Source organism: Sphingomonas sp. Leaf17 (assembly GCF_001421505.1).
Lineage (GTDB): Bacteria > Pseudomonadota > Alphaproteobacteria > Sphingomonadales > Sphingomonadaceae > Sphingomonas.
In genome coordinates this window covers 312,543-326,725 of the sequence record NZ_LMKL01000005.1, presented here as the reverse complement: position 1 = coordinate 326,725, position 14,183 = coordinate 312,543, and the positions used below count along the sequence as shown (strand labels likewise).

At 68.8% G+C, this 14,183-nt stretch carries 17 protein-coding genes and 1 tRNA gene; 10 read left to right on the top strand and 8 right to left on the bottom strand.

Annotated elements, in window-relative coordinates; translation table 11 throughout:
- Position 1: 1 nt before the first annotated feature.
- The 4 genes from ASE75_RS08495 to ASE75_RS08480 form a co-directional block, all read right to left on the bottom strand.
- Positions 2 to 697, bottom strand: coding sequence for an endonuclease/exonuclease/phosphatase family protein (locus ASE75_RS08495; RefSeq protein ID WP_055931839.1), 696 nt, complete (start codon positions 695 to 697; stop codon positions 2 to 4).
- 24 nt (positions 698 to 721) lie between these two features.
- Positions 722 to 797 (bottom strand) — tRNA-Thr (locus ASE75_RS08490).
- An 18-nt stretch (positions 798 to 815) separates the two neighbouring features.
- Positions 816 to 1,682: a hypothetical protein gene (locus tag ASE75_RS08485; protein ID WP_055931836.1), complete on the bottom strand. Its 867-nt coding sequence runs from the start codon at positions 1,680 to 1,682 to the stop codon at positions 816 to 818.
- Positions 1,675 to 2,997 (bottom strand): replication-associated recombination protein A, encoded by a 1,323-nt coding sequence (locus ASE75_RS08480; RefSeq protein ID WP_055932234.1) that lies wholly within the window; start codon positions 2,995 to 2,997, stop codon positions 1,675 to 1,677. The genes ASE75_RS08485 and ASE75_RS08480 overlap by 8 nt, the downstream gene beginning before the upstream one ends.
- A 123-nt stretch (positions 2,998 to 3,120) precedes the next feature.
- Between ASE75_RS08480 and ASE75_RS08475 the strand changes: the two genes are divergently transcribed.
- Together ASE75_RS08475 and ASE75_RS08470 are read left to right on the top strand one after the other, a co-directional pair.
- The gene (locus tag ASE75_RS08475; RefSeq protein WP_055931833.1) at positions 3,121 to 3,696 is read left to right on the top strand and encodes a PadR family transcriptional regulator; all 576 of its coding nucleotides are present in this window, start codon (positions 3,121 to 3,123) and stop codon (positions 3,694 to 3,696) included.
- Positions 3,693 to 3,977, top strand: a complete 285-nt coding sequence (locus tag ASE75_RS08470; protein WP_055931829.1) for a DUF2218 domain-containing protein — start codon at positions 3,693 to 3,695, stop codon at positions 3,975 to 3,977. The genes ASE75_RS08475 and ASE75_RS08470 overlap by 4 nt, the downstream gene beginning before the upstream one ends.
- A gap of 33 nt (positions 3,978 to 4,010) precedes the next feature.
- Here the strand turns inward: ASE75_RS08470 and ASE75_RS08465 are convergent, their stop codons facing one another.
- The gene (locus ASE75_RS08465) at positions 4,011 to 5,183 is read right to left on the bottom strand and encodes a glycosyltransferase family 4 protein (protein WP_055931826.1); all 1,173 of its coding nucleotides are present in this window, start codon (positions 5,181 to 5,183) and stop codon (positions 4,011 to 4,013) included.
- Positions 5,184 to 5,309: 126 nt separating this feature from the next.
- Here ASE75_RS08465 and radA point away from each other — a divergent pair, with 126 nt between their 5' ends.
- From radA to ASE75_RS08435, 6 genes are all read left to right on the top strand, one after another.
- Entirely contained in the window at positions 5,310 to 6,680 is a 1,371-nt protein-coding gene (radA, locus tag ASE75_RS08460; protein WP_055931823.1) for a DNA repair protein RadA, read from the top strand.
- Between the two features lie 178 nt (positions 6,681 to 6,858).
- Positions 6,859 to 7,431 (top strand): CvpA family protein, encoded by a 573-nt coding sequence (locus tag ASE75_RS08455; protein WP_055931821.1) that lies wholly within the window; start codon positions 6,859 to 6,861, stop codon positions 7,429 to 7,431.
- Positions 7,428 to 7,868, top strand: coding sequence for an iron-sulfur cluster assembly scaffold protein (locus ASE75_RS08450; protein WP_055931819.1), 441 nt, complete (start codon positions 7,428 to 7,430; stop codon positions 7,866 to 7,868). Before ASE75_RS08455 ends, ASE75_RS08450 begins: the two co-directional genes overlap by 4 nt.
- The gene (locus ASE75_RS08445) at positions 7,861 to 9,627 is read left to right on the top strand and encodes a cation:proton antiporter domain-containing protein (RefSeq protein ID WP_055931817.1); all 1,767 of its coding nucleotides are present in this window, start codon (positions 7,861 to 7,863) and stop codon (positions 9,625 to 9,627) included. Before ASE75_RS08450 ends, ASE75_RS08445 begins: the two co-directional genes overlap by 8 nt.
- Positions 9,620 to 10,018 (top strand): diacylglycerol kinase, encoded by a 399-nt coding sequence (locus ASE75_RS08440; protein WP_235512564.1) that lies wholly within the window; start codon positions 9,620 to 9,622, stop codon positions 10,016 to 10,018. Before ASE75_RS08445 ends, ASE75_RS08440 begins: the two co-directional genes overlap by 8 nt.
- A complete protein-coding gene (locus ASE75_RS08435; protein WP_055931814.1) occupies positions 10,015 to 10,347 on the top strand; it encodes a DUF423 domain-containing protein in 333 nt (110 codons plus the stop codon). Before ASE75_RS08440 ends, ASE75_RS08435 begins: the two co-directional genes overlap by 4 nt.
- A 4-nt stretch (positions 10,348 to 10,351) precedes the next feature.
- Here the strand turns inward: ASE75_RS08435 and ASE75_RS15105 are convergent, their stop codons facing one another.
- The 3 genes from ASE75_RS15105 to ASE75_RS08425 are packed head-to-tail and all read right to left on the bottom strand — an operon-like array spanning position 10,352 to position 12,155.
- The gene (locus tag ASE75_RS15105) at positions 10,352 to 10,492 is read right to left on the bottom strand and encodes a DUF2256 domain-containing protein (RefSeq protein ID WP_082463867.1); all 141 of its coding nucleotides are present in this window, start codon (positions 10,490 to 10,492) and stop codon (positions 10,352 to 10,354) included.
- Entirely contained in the window at positions 10,492 to 11,604 is a 1,113-nt protein-coding gene (aroB, locus tag ASE75_RS08430) for a 3-dehydroquinate synthase (RefSeq protein ID WP_055931811.1), read from the bottom strand. The genes ASE75_RS15105 and aroB overlap by 1 nt, the downstream gene beginning before the upstream one ends.
- A complete protein-coding gene (locus ASE75_RS08425) occupies positions 11,601 to 12,155 on the bottom strand; it encodes a shikimate kinase (protein ID WP_055931808.1) in 555 nt (184 codons plus the stop codon). The genes aroB and ASE75_RS08425 overlap by 4 nt, the downstream gene beginning before the upstream one ends.
- 88 nt (positions 12,156 to 12,243) lie before the next feature.
- Here ASE75_RS08425 and ASE75_RS15740 point away from each other — a divergent pair, with 88 nt between their 5' ends.
- Together ASE75_RS15740 and ASE75_RS08420 are read left to right on the top strand one after the other, a co-directional pair.
- Positions 12,244 to 12,381, top strand: coding sequence for a hypothetical protein (locus tag ASE75_RS15740; protein WP_200922330.1), 138 nt, complete (start codon positions 12,244 to 12,246; stop codon positions 12,379 to 12,381).
- Complete coding sequence (locus tag ASE75_RS08420) at positions 12,362 to 14,170, top strand: hypothetical protein (RefSeq protein WP_055931805.1); 1,809 nt, start codon at positions 12,362 to 12,364, stop codon at positions 14,168 to 14,170. The genes ASE75_RS15740 and ASE75_RS08420 overlap by 20 nt, the downstream gene beginning before the upstream one ends.
- The last annotated feature ends 13 nt before the right edge of the window (positions 14,171 to 14,183 follow it).

Genomic DNA, 14,183 nt, shown 5'->3' with positions numbered 1-14,183 from the left:
CTCATGCCGGTTCGATCACGGCCCAGATCGGCAGATGGTCCGACCCTTTCCGGGACAGGGCGGTCTGGTGGACGCCGCAGTCGGCGATGCGCAGGGTCGGCGACACCATGATCCGGTCGAGCTTGCCGATCGGGCGGCGGGCGTGAAAACTGGGGCCGGTCGTGGCCAGTGTGTAGTGCCGCCCGAAATCGCGCAGGCATCCGCCATTCGCGCTCCAGTCGTTCAGGTCGCCCATCATGACCGTCGGCAAGCGATCGGCGCAGGCATCGACATGGGCCATGATCGCCGCCGCCTGACGCCGCCGCCACAGGCCGGACAGGTCGAGATGCATGCCGACGACGCGGATCGTGCCGCCCGTGGTCCGCACGTCGGCCATCACCGCGCCGCGCGGCTCCAGCGCGGGCAGGTGGATGTCGGCGTGGTGGAGGATATCGGCCGCTTTGCGGACAAGGATGACGTTGCCGTGCCAGCCCATCGATCCGGCGCGATTGCCGAGCGGGACCGGTTTCCAGTCGCTGTGATCGGCCAGCAGGTTCGGCGGCAGCACGCAGATCCGGTCGCCGAAGCGCCGGTCCGCCTCCTGCAACGTGATGATGTCGGCGTCGATCTCGCGCAGGATGTCGAGGATCCGTTCGGGGTTGCGCCGGCGGTCGGTGCCGATCCCCTTGCGGATGTTGTAGCTGGCGGCTTTTATCATTCTGCGGGCGTAACGCCGGGATGGTGGTGCCGGTTGCAGGATTCGAACCCGCGGCATCCAGTTTACAAAACTGGCGCTCTACCAACTGAGCTAAACCGGCATGTGCGCTTCCTTTGCGTCAGGATATGCCGAAGGTCCAGCCCTCGGTTGCGGCTATTTGCGCGGTCATCGCCGGTGGGGACCACAGGGTGGGGGTGTGGGCGGTCGCGCGCAGCCATGCGGCGGTCAGGATCGCATCGGTCCTGTGGTCGTCATACGTCGCCAGGCCGGCGTGCGGATCGCAGCCGAGCGCGGCCAGCGCGGCATCGAGCGATTCGCCGTCGCGCAGCTTGCTGCGTCCTTTCCGCACACCGCCCGCGCGCGCGGCGATGGCGGTATAGATCTCGACGATCACCGCGCCGCTGTCGGGGACGGGATCGAACGGCCAGACCGGGATCCTGCCGTCCAGCGCGTGAAGCAGACGCATACCGGCGAAGCTGGCCTTCGCCACCTGCGCCGCGCCGATCGCATCGTACACGGTCGATGGCTTGCCACCGGCCCACGCCTCGCACGCGCGGTAATGGAGGAAGTCGGCCTTTCGCCCATCGGCCGCGCCGAGATAGAAATGCGTGCCGCGCCGCGCCTCCAGAAAGCCGGCCGCGCCGAGGTCCGTATCGGCGCTGTTCGCGTCGACATGCGCCCACAGCGCACGGGCGTCGGCGGTTTCGGGTTCTCCGGGCAGATGCGCGCCGCGCGCCACGAACGGCGCGGAAAAGCTGAAGTCGAAGCCGACGATCATCGGTTCGTCGCGGTGCGCCAGCAGCCAGTCGAGAATCTGCGTGCGCGACCAGACGCTGTCGGGCGGATCGACCAGTGTCGGCGCGGCGGTGCCGCTGTCGCAGGTCGCAAGGGCGATGCCCTTGTGTCGCGCACCCCTGGCCCCCGACCAGTCGATCGCGGCGAAACGACGGAAGCGATCAGGGGCGGGGGCGCACGCTTCATTCATCGACGCGTCCCCGGCGTTCGTCCCACCATGCCATCCGCTCGGACAGGCGCTTTTCGAAGCCGCGCTCGGTCGGATCGTAGAAGCGTTGCGGCGGCAGGTCGGCGGGCCAGTAGTTCGCGCCGGAAAACCCGTCCTCGCGGTCATGGTCGTAGGCGTAGCCCTTGCCATACCCGATATCGCGCATCAGTTTGGTCGGCGCGTTCAGGATGTTGTCGGGCGGCATCAGCGAGCCGGTTTCCTTCGCGACCTTCCACGCCGCCTTCTGCGCCTTGTACGCGGCGTTCGATTTGGGCGCGGTGGCGAGGTAGAGGCAGGCTTGCGCGATCGCCAGTTCCCCCTCCGGCGAGCCGAGGAAATCGTAGGTATCCTTGGCGGCGATGCACTGGACCAGTGCCTGCGGGTCGGCCAGCCCGATATCCTCGACCGCCGCGCGGGTCAGGCGGCGGAGCACGAAGAGCGGTTCCTCGCCCGCGGTCAGCATCCGCGCGAGATAATACAGCGCGGCCTGCGGGTCCGACCCGCGGATGGATTTGTGCAGCGCGCTGATGAGGTTGTAATGCCCCTCGCGGTCCTTGTCGTACACCGCGACGCGACGTTGCAGGAAGGCGGACAGCCCGGCCGGTTCAAGCGGCGCATCGAGCGCGACCGAATACAGCGTCTCGACCTGATTGAGCAGGAACCGGCCGTCGCCATCGGCGCTGGCGACCAGCGCGTCGCGCGCCGGCGTGTCGAGCGGCAATGGGCGCGCCATTTCGGCCTCCGCGCGGTCGAGCAGTTGCTCCAGCGCGGCGCGGTCGAGCCGGTGGAGGATCAGCACCTGCGCGCGGCTGAGCAGCGCGGCGTTCAGCTCGAACGACGGGTTTTCGGTGGTCGCGCCGACCAGGGTGACGGTGCCGTCCTCGACGAAGGGCAGGAATCCGTCCTGCTGCGCGCGGTTGAAACGGTGGATCTCGTCCACGAACAAAAGGGTCCGCTTGCCGATCCGGGCATGCTCGCGCGCATCGGCAAAGGCTTTCTTCAGGTCGGCGACGCCTGAAAACACAGCCGAGATGGCAACGAACCGCAAGTCCACCGCGTCGGCGAGCAGGCGCGCGATCGTCGTCTTGCCGGTGCCGGGCGGTCCCCACAGGATGATCGACGACAGGCGGCCGGCGGCGACCATCCGGCCAATCGCGCCCTCCGGCCCGGTGACGTGATCCTGCCCGACGACCTCGGCCAGCGTGCGCGGGCGCAGCCGGTCGGCCAACGGGGCGTTCTCGCTGGGGGGCGTATCGGCGGGGCGGTCCGGTTCCAGCCCGGTGAGGAGATCGGCCATCGTCCTGCCCAGATAGGCCATGCGCGCCGGCTTTCCTACCGATCACGCCGTGATCGTCACCTCTTGTATCTTTGACGTTCGGCGATATATCTAATCTATAAGATATATCGGAGATATGGTGAAATGCGATTTGGTATGGGGCATGATGCCTGGACATCGGGTGAGGACGGCATGGGACGCGGGGCGGGCCGGGGCCATCATCGGTCGCACGGCGGCGGAGGGGGTGGTCCGCGTGGGCGACGCGTGTTCGACGGCGGCGAACTGAAGCTGGTGCTGCTGAAGCTGATCGGCGACACGCCGCGCCACGGCTACGACCTGATCCGTGAACTGGAGGCGCTGACCGGTGGCGGCTATGTGCCGAGTCCGGGCGTGATCTATCCGACGCTGACCCTGCTCGACGAGATGGGGCTGATCGAGGAACAGGTGTCGGAGGGCGCGAAGAAGCGGTTCGCGGTGACGGAAGCGGGCCGCGCGCAGATCGCCGAACAGGAGTCGGTCATCGACGGACTGTTCGCGCGGATCGCCGAAATGAGCGCCCACCGCGAACGCACCGACAGCGCGCCGGTCCGCCGGGCGATGGGTAACCTGAAGGCGGTGCTGATGCACCGGCTCGGTCGCGCGGACCTGTCGATCGAGGATCAGCACGCGGTGGCGGCACTGATCGACGAGGCGGCGCAGAAGATCGAGCGACTGGCATGAGCGCCTCAGTCGCCCGGGTGCCGACGGGATCGGCCAGCCGCTATCTCCAGCAGCTTGCCAAGCATTGGGCCCACAAGATGACGGTGGTGTTCGACACGGAGTCGGCGACGATCGACTTTCCGAACGGCAGCCGGCTGGAGATGCGTGGCGATAGCGAGACTTTGGACGTGGTGCTGACCGTGCCGGAGGATGGCAATGTGGCCCGGATGCGCGGCGTCGTGGAGGAACACCTGAACCGCTTTGCGTTCCGGGAGGCACCGCTGACGTTCGACTGGCGGTAAGGGTTCGTGCTCCTGCGTTCACAGGAGCACTACTCACAACGTCGGCATCGCCCGCGTCTGGTGCTTGCTGCCCATCACGTCGAGATAGGCGTCGAGCACCGCTTCGTTGATCGTGTCCCAGCGATAGCCGGCGGCCTTCGCATGGCCGGCGGCCCCCATCCGGTCCCGCAGGCCGGGTTCGGCGACGATGCGCGCGATGGCGTCGGCATAGCGGGCGATGTCACGCGGTTCGACCAGCATGCCGGTGACGCCGTCGTCGACCAGCCCGACCGCGCCCGACGCGCGGGCGGCCAGCACCGGCACGCCGGCGGCCATCGCCTCCAGGGTCACGTTGCCGAAGGTTTCGGTGACCGACGGGTTGAAGAACAGGTCCATCGACGCGACCGCGCGGCCAAGGTCGTCGCCCGCCTGAAACCCGGCAAACACAGCGCCCGGCACCTGGGAGGCGAACCAGCCGGCGGCGGGGCCTTCACCGACGACCAGCACCTTGTGCGGGATGCCGCGCGCCTGCAGGGCCTTGATGACGTCGGCGAAAACGTCGAGACCCTTTTCCTTCACAAGCCGGCCGAGAAAGCCGATCGCGATTTCGTGGTCGCCGATGCCGAGCGACCGCCGCCATGCCATGTCGCGGCGCGCCGGCGAAAAGCGGCCATGATCGACCCCGCGCGACCAGATCGCGATCGGCGTCTTCACGCCCCATTGGTGCAGGATGTCGGCCATGCCGGCCCCCGGCACCAGCACCGCGTCGGCGCGGCTGTAGAATCGGGTCAGCATCTTCACCATCAACGGTTCGATGAAGCCGATATGGTAATAGCGCGGATATGTCTCGAACCGGGTATGCAGCGAGGCGATCGTGGCGATGCCGTGCTTGCGGCCATAGGTGAGCGCGGCGTGGCCGAGAAATTCCGGCGCGGAAACGTGGATCAGGTTCGGCGCGAACGCCTCCAGATCCCTGGCCACCGTCGGGGTGATGCCGCGACCCAGCTTGTATTCGCCGCGCCCGCCGATCATCGGGAACGCCGGCACGTCGACCAGATCGCCGGTCGCGGGAAAGGCGGGCTTGGCGACGGTCGGCGAATAGACCCGCACCTTGACCCCGCGACGCAGCAGATGGCCGACCAGCAGGTTCAACGCCTGGTTGGCCCCATCGCGTACATAATTGTAATTGCCGCTGAAGAGCGCGACGCGGAGATCCGACGGTTTCATGATTGCCGCGCGATAGCGGCCATGGTTGCGAAAGGCCAGTGGCCGTAGCGGAGCGCGGCAATCGGGCTGCGCCATCGCCAGCAGTTTTTGTTCCCTTCCCGTTCCGCATTCGCTAAGGCGTTGCCCATGGCAAAACCCCAGAAACGATTTGTCTGCCAGTCGTGCGGATCGGTGGCCTCGCGTTGGGCCGGACAGTGTGCGGATTGCGGGCAGTGGAATACGCTGGTCGAGGAAACCGCGGCGGCGGCGACCCCGTTTCAGGCAAAGCACAATCTTCAGACCGGCGGCCGGTCGATCACCTTGGTCGGGCTGGATGCCGAAATCACGCTGCCCGAACGGATGCAGACCGGGATCGCCGAACTGGATCGCGCGCTGGGCGGCGGCTTTGTCGAGGGGTCGGCGACGCTGATCGGCGGCGATCCCGGCATCGGCAAGTCGACCCTGCTGTTGCAGGCGGCGGCCAAGCTGGCGCACGCCGGGCGGAGCGTGATCTATGTCTCGGGCGAGGAGGCGGCGGATCAGGTGCGGTTGCGCGCGCGGCGGCTGGGGCTGGGCGATGCGCCGCTGATGCTGGCGGCGGCGACCAGCACGCGCGACATCCTGACGACGCTGGGGCAGGGGATGCCCCCGGCGCTGCTGGTCATCGATTCGATCCAGACGATGCACAGCGACCTGATCGAGGGCGCGCCCGGCACCGTCAGCCAGGTCCGCGCGTCGAGCCAGGAACTGATCCGCTTCGCCAAGGAACGCGGCACCGCGGTGGTACTGGTCGGCCATGTGACCAAGGACGGGTCGATCGCCGGCCCGCGCGTGCTGGAGCATATGGTCGATACGGTGCTGAGCTTCGAGGGCGAGCGCAGCCACCAATACCGGATTCTGCGCGCGATCAAGAACCGCTTCGGCGGCACCGACGAGATCGGCGTGTTCGCGATGCAGACAGAAGGGCTGACCGAGGTCGCCAACCCGTCCGCCTTGTTCCTGACCCAGCGCGAGGACGGGATTGCGGGGACGACCGTGTTCCCCGCGCTGGAAGGGACGCGGCCGGTGCTGGTCGAGATCCAGGCGCTGACCGTGCGGCTGGCGAGCGGGGCGACGCCGCGCCGCGCGGTGGTCGGCTGGGATTCCGGGCGGCTGGCGATGCTGCTGGCGGTGCTGGAGGCGCGCTGCGGCCTCAGCTTCGCGACGTCGGAAGTCTATCTGAATATCGCCGGCGGGTACAAGGTGCAGGATCCGGCCGCCGATCTGGCGGTGGCGGCGGCGTTGGTGTCGGCGCTGAGCGAGCGGCCGGTGCCGGTCGATTCGGTGGTCTTCGGCGAAATCGCGCTGTCGGGCGAAATCCGGCCGGTGGCGCACGGCGCGCTCAGGACCAAGGAATCCGCGAAACTGGGGTTCGAGCGCGCGCTGGTCCCGGCGTCGATGGCGGCGGACGGGGCCGGGTTGAAGCTGTCCGGGTTCAAGTCGCTGGGGGCGTTTGTCGGGCATATGCTGGGGAAGTAGGAGGGCTTCGTTTTCTGTTTCTGTTCCCCGGCCTTCGCCGGGGAACGGCTTTGGAGCCGGCGTTACGAAAACCCAACGGACCCGTAACGATCCGAGGGGGTAGCGAATTGCCGTGTGATGCGCCATTTGGGAGCGACACGGCCAAGGCCGATCCCTGCATGGAAACGAACGACACGCGATGGCCCTGACCGCACTCGACATTGCCGTATTGATCTGTGTCGCTGGATCGGCGCTGCTCGGCCTGTCGCGCGGGTTCGTGACCGAGGTCCTGTCGCTGTTCGCATGGGGCGGCGTGGTGATGGCGGTGAAGTTCTTTCACACCGCGTTCGCCAAGGCGCTGGTCGGTGTGGTCGGTACGGTGTCGGGTGCTGCGATGCTGGCGTTCGTGGTGCTGGCCGGCGGAACCTGGATTCTCGGGCGGCTGGTCGCACGCGCGGTGGGCGCGCGGACGCGGACGTCGGTGCTGGGACCGGTCGACCGGGCGCTGGGCTTCGGCTTCGGCGCGCTCAAGGGGCTTATCATGGCGAGTCTCGCCTTCCTGCTGGCGACCCTGGTGTTCGACACGCTGGGCGGCGGCGCGGCGCACCGGCCGGAATGGATGCGGACGTCGCGGACCTATCCGCTTTTGAATGCGACCAGCGCGAGCATCGCCGATTTCGTCGACCGGCGACGACGCGGCCTGCCGGTCTTCGGCCGGACGGGTGCACCGCCAGTCGCCACACCCTCCAACGACAGCGAGGTCGCACGGTGAACGCCCCCCTCTACAATGCCGAAATCCTGCGGCTGGCCGCGTCGATCCCGCATCACGAAAGGCTTGAAACCCCGATGGGCAGCGCCGAGCGCCGCTCGCCGATCTGCGGCAGCCGGGTGACGGTCGACGTCGATATCGACGACGAGGGTCGGGTACGCGCGGTGGGAATGCTGGTCCGCGCCTGTGCGCTGGGCCAGGCGTCGTCGGCGTTGCTGGCGACCCATGTCGTCGGGCGGACCCCGGCCGAGATCGCCGCCGCACGCGACGACCTGACCCGCTGGCTGGCGGGTGATGGCGCGGCGCCGGGGTGGCCGGGGCTGGACGTGTTCGCGCCCGCGCTGACCTACACCGCGCGTCATGCCTCGATCCGGCTGGCGTTCGAGGCGGCGGCGGACGCCGCGGAAGCGGCCGTTGCCAAGGACACCGCGCATGCATGAATCGGCGTCGCTGCTGCGCGACGGCGTCCTCATGCTGGGCTTCGCGCTGGTCTTCGTCCTGCTGTTCCGGCGGCTGGGGCTGGGTGCGACGCTGGGCTATCTGGTTGCGGGTGCGATCGTCGGGCCACAGGTGTTGGGGCTGGTCGGTGGCGCGGAAACCAAGCTGGGCATCGCCGAGCTTGGCATCACGCTGCTGCTGTTCCTCGTCGGCCTCGAACTCAGCCCGTCGCGGCTGTGGCAGCTGAAGCGCGATATCTTCGGCCTCGGGCTGATGCAGGTCGTGTTGTGCGGCATCGCGGTGTCGGTGCTGGTGTGGGGGCTGGCGCAGTTCTCGCCCGCCGCCGCGCTTGCGCTTGGCCTGCCGCTGGCGCTGTCGTCGACCGCGCAGGTTCTGCCGATGCTGCAATCGGCGGGGCGGATGCGGACGCCGTTCGGCGAGCGGACCTTTTCGATCCTGCTGTTCCAGGATCTGTCGATCGTCCCGCTCATCACCATCATCGCCGCGCTCAGCCGTGCGCCGGCGCCCGCCGGCGCGCCGCCGGGCTGGTTGCTGGCGGTCTACACCGTGCTGGCGGTCGGCGGGCTGATTTTTGCCGGCCGGTTCCTGCTGCGGCCGATGTTCCGGCTGATCGGCGTGCTGGGCGAGCGCGAGATGTTCGTGTTCGCCGGGCTGTTCACGGTCATCGCCAGCGCCGCGCTGATGGAGGCGCTGGGCCTGTCGACCGCGCTGGGGGCGTTCGTCGCCGGCGTGATGCTGGCCGACAGCCCGTACCGGCACGAGCTGGAGGCCGATGTCGAGCCGTTTCGCTCGATCCTGCTCGGCCTGTTCTTCCTGGCGGTCGGCATGATGCTGAACCTGACCGCGATCGCCGAGCGGCCGCTGTTCGTGGTCGGCATGGCGGCGGTGCTGGTGGCGACCAAGGCGGCGATCATCTTCGGCATCGGCCTGCTGTTCAGGATGACCTGGCGGCAGGCGCTGGCGATGGGCCTGTTGCTCAGCCAGGGCGGCGAGTTCGGTTTCGTGCTGTTCGCGCAGGCGCAGAACGCGCTGCTGATCGAACCGGAGGCGGCCAGCCTGTTCGGGGCGATCGTCACGCTGTCGATGGCGACGACGCCGTTCCTGATGATGATGACGCGCCGGCTGCGGACCGAACCGGTGCGCGATGGCGCGGGGCTGGCCGAGCCGCGCGCCGACGGGGCCAGCGCGCTGGTCATCGGGTATGGCCGGTTCGGCCAGACGGTCGCGCAGATGATGATTGCGCAGGGGATTTCGGTGTCGCTGGTCGACAAGGATCCCGAGATGATCGAGACGGCGGGATCGTTCGGATCGAAAGTCTATTATGGCGACGGCACCCGCCTGGACCTGTTGCGACAGGCGGGCGCGGCCGAGGTGCAGCTGCTGCTGTTCTGCATCGACGGGGACGTGATCGACGCCGACCTGCTTCATTCGGTGGCACAGGCCTTCCCCGACGCGCAGGTGTTCGTCCGCGCCTATGACCGGCGCAGCGTGATGAAGATGCGCGGCGCCCCGGTGGCGGGCACCGTGCGCGAGGTGCTGGAATCGGCGGTGTGCATGGCGCGGATGGCGATGGTCGCGGTCGATGTCGACGGCGAGCAGATCGACCGGAGCGAAAACGAATATCGTGCGCGCGATCAGGAACGGCTGACCCAGCAGACCGAAACCGGCGACCTGCGCGCCGGCATCGCCAAGATCATTACCCGGCACAACACCCCGCCGGGCCAGCCGGAATGTGGATGACGGGGCGGTGAAGAACCGGCCTCTGGCAGAGCGACTGGGCTTCGCTGTCGCGGGCCTGTGCGCGGGATGGCGACGAGAGCGAAGTTTCCGCACCCATATCGGTGCCGCTGGTCTTGTGCTGGTGGCGCTGATTGTCCTGCAACCCGCGCCGGTGTGGTGGGCAATCATTGCGATTGCCGTGTGTCTGGTGATGGCGCTGGAACTGATAAACGGCGCAGTGGAAACGATGGCGGACCTGCTGCATCCGGGCATCCACCCCGAGGTGAAGGTGTTGAAGGACATGCTGGCCGGCGCGGTGCTGGTTGTCAGTGTGGGCGCGGTGTGCGTGGCGGCGGCATTGGCCTGGGAAAGCCTGCCGCGTGTCCTGATGGTTTTGGGGATCGGACGATGAACCTGTTGCTCATGCTGGCGGCGGTGTCCGGGGCGGTTGCGGTCGGGGCCGGGGCGTTCGGCGCGCATGGCGCGAGTGGTGTCGCGGCGGACTGGCTGAAGACCGGGGGGCACTATCAGCTGATCCATGCGGTCGCGGCGATCGTCGCGTTGCGGATGGATGCGCGAGGACCGGGCTGGATCTTCGTGGTCGGCGCGGCGGTGTTTGCGGGTACGCTCTATGCGATGGCGCTGGGTGCGCCGCGCTGGCTGGGCGCGGTGACGCCGATCGGCGGTGCGTTGCTGATTGGCGGGTGGCTGTGGCTGGCGTGGACGGGTTTGCGCGGCTGATCGCCTATCGCTTCTTGCGGCAGGCGTCCGAGCAATAGACGACGCTGTCCCAGTCGCGCGCCCATTTCTTGCGCCAGGTAAACGGACGATTGCAGGCGGGGCACATCTTGGTCGGCAGGTTGGCCTTGCTGACGCCGTTGGGCATCAGCGCGCGTCCGGCCGGGGTTGCCGGTCGAGGAAGGCGGCGACGTCGGCGAGATCGACGGTCTTGTCGAGATAGGTCCGTCCAATCCCGCGCGCGAGCAGGAAGGGCAGGGTTCCGGCGGCCATTTTCTTGTCGTGGCGCATGTGGTCGACCAATGTCGTGCCGCTGGCGGTGATGCCGGCGGCGGCAAGCCCGTCGGGCAGGCCGCAGGCGCGCCAGTGGGCGGCGACCCGGTCGGCATCAGCCTGTGGACAAAGCGCTTTCGCGGCGGAATAGGCGAAGGCGAGCGCGCAGCCGGCGGCAACGCCCTCACCGTGGATCAGCGCCTGCGAGAAGCCGGTTTCGGCCTCCAGCGCGTGGCCGAAGGTGTGGCCGAGGTTCAGCAACGCGCGGGTGCCGTTGGTTTCGTGCTCGTCGGCGGCGACGATCCGCGCCTTCGCCGCGACGGCATGGGTGATGGCATATGTCCGCGCGTCGGGATCGCCCGCCAGCAGCGCCGGGCCGTGGGCCTCGCACCAGTCGAAAAAGTCGGCATCGTCGATCAGCCCGTATTTGACGACCTCGGCATAGCCGGCGCGGACTTCGCGCGGTGGCAGCGTGTCGAGCACCTGCGGGTCGATCAGGACAAGGCGCGGCTGGTGAAACGCGCCGACCAGATTCTTGCCGGCGGGGGTGTTGATCGCGGTCTTGCCGCCGACCGACGAATCGACCTGCGCCAGCAGCGTGGTCGGGATCTGCACGAAACCGCAGCCACGCTTGAGGATCGCGGTGGCAAAGCCGACCAGATCGCCGATCACGCCGCCGCCAAGCGCCACGACATGGTCGCCGCGCTCGATGCCAAGGTCGAGCAGCCGGTCGGTGAGGGTGGCAAGGCTGGCCCAGCTCTTGGTGCCCTCGCCCGGCGGCAGGACGATCGCCTCGCTCGTGACGCCGGCGGTGGTCAGTGCGGCTTGCAGCGTCGCGAGGTGAACGACGCAATTCCGGTCGGTGACGATCGCCATCATCCGACCGCGCGCGAGCGGCGCGAGATACTCAGCCGCGCCGGCCAGCAGCCCGGTCGCGATATGGATGGGATAGCTGCGCGCGCCGAGATCGACGGTGACGGTCTTCATCGGCCGATGGCTTCCAGGATCGAGGAGACGGTGAGGTCGTGCGGGCCTTTGCGGCTCGTCACATGATGTTGCGCCAGCGCGTAGACGGGATCGCGGACGCGGGCGAGTTCGCGCAGGACCGCGCCCGCGTCGCGCCCCTGCAACAGCGGGCGGTTGTCGCGGCGGCGGACCCGCTCGACCAGAATGTCGGGATGCGCGCGCAGCCAGACGGATACCGCGTCGGCAAGAATCAGCGCGCGGGTGTCGTCGTTGATGAACGCGCCGCCGCCAGTGGCGATGACCTTGGGCGTGCCGTCGATCAGCCGGGCGATGACGCGGCGTTCGCCGTCGCGGAAATACGCCTCGCCATAGGTCGCGAAGATTTCGGTGATCGGCATGCCGGCCGCCGCCTCGATCTCGTGATCGGCATCGGCGAACGGCAGTTTCAGTCGCGCGGCCAGGCGACGGCCCACGGTCGATTTGCCGACACCCATCAACCCGACGAGCACGATCGGCCGGCCGGTCCATGTCTCAGGCGTTATCGCCGCGGGAAGGGTGTGGCTTTGCATCATCGCGTGGCGGGCTATACAGCGACGGCGCGCGACGGCAAAAGGTTCGGCGCGCAAACGCGTATTCGTTTTTCGTACAGGGTTTTGTCGCATGTCCCGCCTGACCGTATCGCTCATCGTCATTCTGGTCGTGGTCGTCGGGGGGCTGTTCCTGCTCGCCGGGCGCGCGACCGAGCAACCGCAGACCCAGGTCGAGAAGGTCGTGCCGCTTGCGAACCTCTCGAACTAAGCGGCTCGCGCTCGGCGGCGGCACCGCGCTGCTACTGGCGGCGGCGCTCGGCTGGCCGGCGCTGGGGCAGGACCGGCCGGAATCGATCCTGCCGCCCGGGTTCGGCGATCCGTCGACACCGACACCGGCCCCCGCGCCGTCACCATCGCCCCGGACCGGCACGACAGCGCCGGTGACCCCTGCGCCGTCGGCGGGAACGGCGGTGGTGCAGCCCCTGCCGATGCCCGGGGCCACGCCGACACCGGCCGCCACCCCGACGCCCGTGGCGGTCGATCCGGCGGCACTGGCTGAATATGAGCTGCCGGCCTTTGCCCGGCGGTCACTGGCGCGCGTCGGTCCGGCGGGTATGCGGGAGGGCGCGCTGGAGGGCGACGCTTTCGGCGAGGCGGACGGGCGATATCTGGAAACGCTGATGCGGCGGCTCGATGCGCCGCTGCCGTCGCGCTGGGCGTCGATCCTGCTGCGACGGGCGCTGGTGGCGCGGCTGGCGACACCGGGCGACGTCAACGGCGCGGACTTCGCGGCCGAGCGTGCGTGGCTGCTGCTGCGGATGGGCGAATCATCATCCGCGCGGGCGGTGGTGCAGGGTGTCGACACGGGCAATTATACGCCGAAACTGTATCAGGTAGCGATGAACGCGCTGCTGGCGACGGGTGATCCGGGGGGTCTGTGTCCGCTGGCCGATGGTGGTGCGCGCGCGACGGGCGAGCGGGCCTGGACGATGGCGCAGGCGATGTGCGCGGCGCTGGCGGGTGAACAGGCGCGCGCCAATGCGCTCATCAAGACCGCGGGACGGCGCAAGGTGGCGAGCGGCATCGATCTGCTGCTCGCGCGGAAAGTCGTCGGGGCCGGCGCGCAGGGCGGGCAGGCGGTAACGATTGAGTGGGACGGCGTCGATTCGCTGAACGTCTGGCGGTTCGGCCTGGCGACCGCGACCGGTGTGTCGATCCCGACCGCGCTGTTCGACACGGTCGGGCGGCAGGCGCGCTACTGGTACGCCCTGTCGCCGTCGGTGGCGCTGGGCGAACGGCTGGCATCGGCGGAAGCGGCGGCGGCGCAGGGTGTGTTGTCCAGCGCGGCGCTGGTCGATGCGTACGGCGCGGTGGCGGACGACGACGAATCGAGCGCGGTCGCCAGTGGCGTCGCGCAGGATCTGCGGACCGCCTATACCGACCGGAACGTCGATGCGCGGTTGTCGGCGATCCGCCAGCTCTGGGGAACGGGACGGCCGGACTATGCCCGGCTGGTGCTGACCGCGCGGGCGGCGGTGCGGGTGCCGCCGGCAGGTGATCGCGCCGATGCCGACTGGCTGGTCGCGTCGATGCTGTCGGCCGGGCTGGACCGGACAGCGTCGCGCTGGGCATCGTCGGTCAGCGAAGGCGGCGATGGCTGGGCGATGCTGATGCTCGCCGATCCCGACCTGCGGCAGCGCGTGTCGTATCGCCAGCTCGCCGGCTATGCGGGCACCGGCAATGCCGCGCTGAAGCAGCAGTTCCTGTTCGCCGGCCTTGCCGGCCTCGGGCGGATGTCGACCGACGACATGCAGCGCGCGGCCGAGATGCTGGACGTGAAGATCGGCACCGAGACGCCGTGGACGCGGGCCATAGCGCAGGCCGCGCGCGATTCGCAGCCGGGCACGGTCGCCTTGCTGGCGGCGGTCGGCATGCAGGCGCGTGACTGGCGTGGGGTGCCGCCGGCGTCGCTGTACCGGATCGTCGCCGCGCTGCGGATGGTCGGGCTGGAGGGCGAGGCGCGGATGATCGCGGCCGAGGCGATCGCGCGGGCGTGACACCTCCCACCGA

What these genes read in the sequence shown, in the direction of transcription:
- ASE75_RS08495 (WP_055931839.1), bottom strand. Translation starts at nt 697, where the DNA reads ATGATAAAAGCCGCCAGCTACAACATCCGCAAGGGGATCGGCACCGAC.
- ASE75_RS08485 (WP_055931836.1), bottom strand. Translation starts at nt 1,682, where the DNA reads ATGAATGAAGCGTGCGCCCCCGCCCCTGATCGCTTCCGTCGTTTCGCC.
- ASE75_RS08480 (WP_055932234.1), bottom strand. Translation starts at nt 2,997, where the DNA reads ATGGCCGATCTCCTCACCGGGCTGGAACCGGACCGCCCCGCCGATACG.
- ASE75_RS08475 (WP_055931833.1), top strand. Translation starts at nt 3,121, where the DNA reads ATGCGATTTGGTATGGGGCATGATGCCTGGACATCGGGTGAGGACGGC.
- ASE75_RS08470 (WP_055931829.1), top strand. Translation starts at nt 3,693, where the DNA reads ATGAGCGCCTCAGTCGCCCGGGTGCCGACGGGATCGGCCAGCCGCTAT.
- ASE75_RS08465 (WP_055931826.1), bottom strand. Translation starts at nt 5,183, where the DNA reads ATGAAACCGTCGGATCTCCGCGTCGCGCTCTTCAGCGGCAATTACAAT.
- radA (WP_055931823.1), top strand. Translation starts at nt 5,310, where the DNA reads ATGGCAAAACCCCAGAAACGATTTGTCTGCCAGTCGTGCGGATCGGTG.
- ASE75_RS08455 (WP_055931821.1), top strand. Translation starts at nt 6,859, where the DNA reads ATGGCCCTGACCGCACTCGACATTGCCGTATTGATCTGTGTCGCTGGA.
- ASE75_RS08445 (WP_055931817.1), top strand. Translation starts at nt 7,861, where the DNA reads ATGCATGAATCGGCGTCGCTGCTGCGCGACGGCGTCCTCATGCTGGGC.
- ASE75_RS08435 (WP_055931814.1), top strand. Translation starts at nt 10,015, where the DNA reads ATGAACCTGTTGCTCATGCTGGCGGCGGTGTCCGGGGCGGTTGCGGTC.
- ASE75_RS15105 (WP_082463867.1), bottom strand. Translation starts at nt 10,492, where the DNA reads ATGCCCAACGGCGTCAGCAAGGCCAACCTGCCGACCAAGATGTGCCCC.
- aroB (WP_055931811.1), bottom strand. Translation starts at nt 11,604, where the DNA reads ATGAAGACCGTCACCGTCGATCTCGGCGCGCGCAGCTATCCCATCCAT.
- ASE75_RS08425 (WP_055931808.1), bottom strand. Translation starts at nt 12,155, where the DNA reads ATGATGCAAAGCCACACCCTTCCCGCGGCGATAACGCCTGAGACATGG.
- ASE75_RS15740 (WP_200922330.1), top strand. Translation starts at nt 12,244, where the DNA reads ATGTCCCGCCTGACCGTATCGCTCATCGTCATTCTGGTCGTGGTCGTC.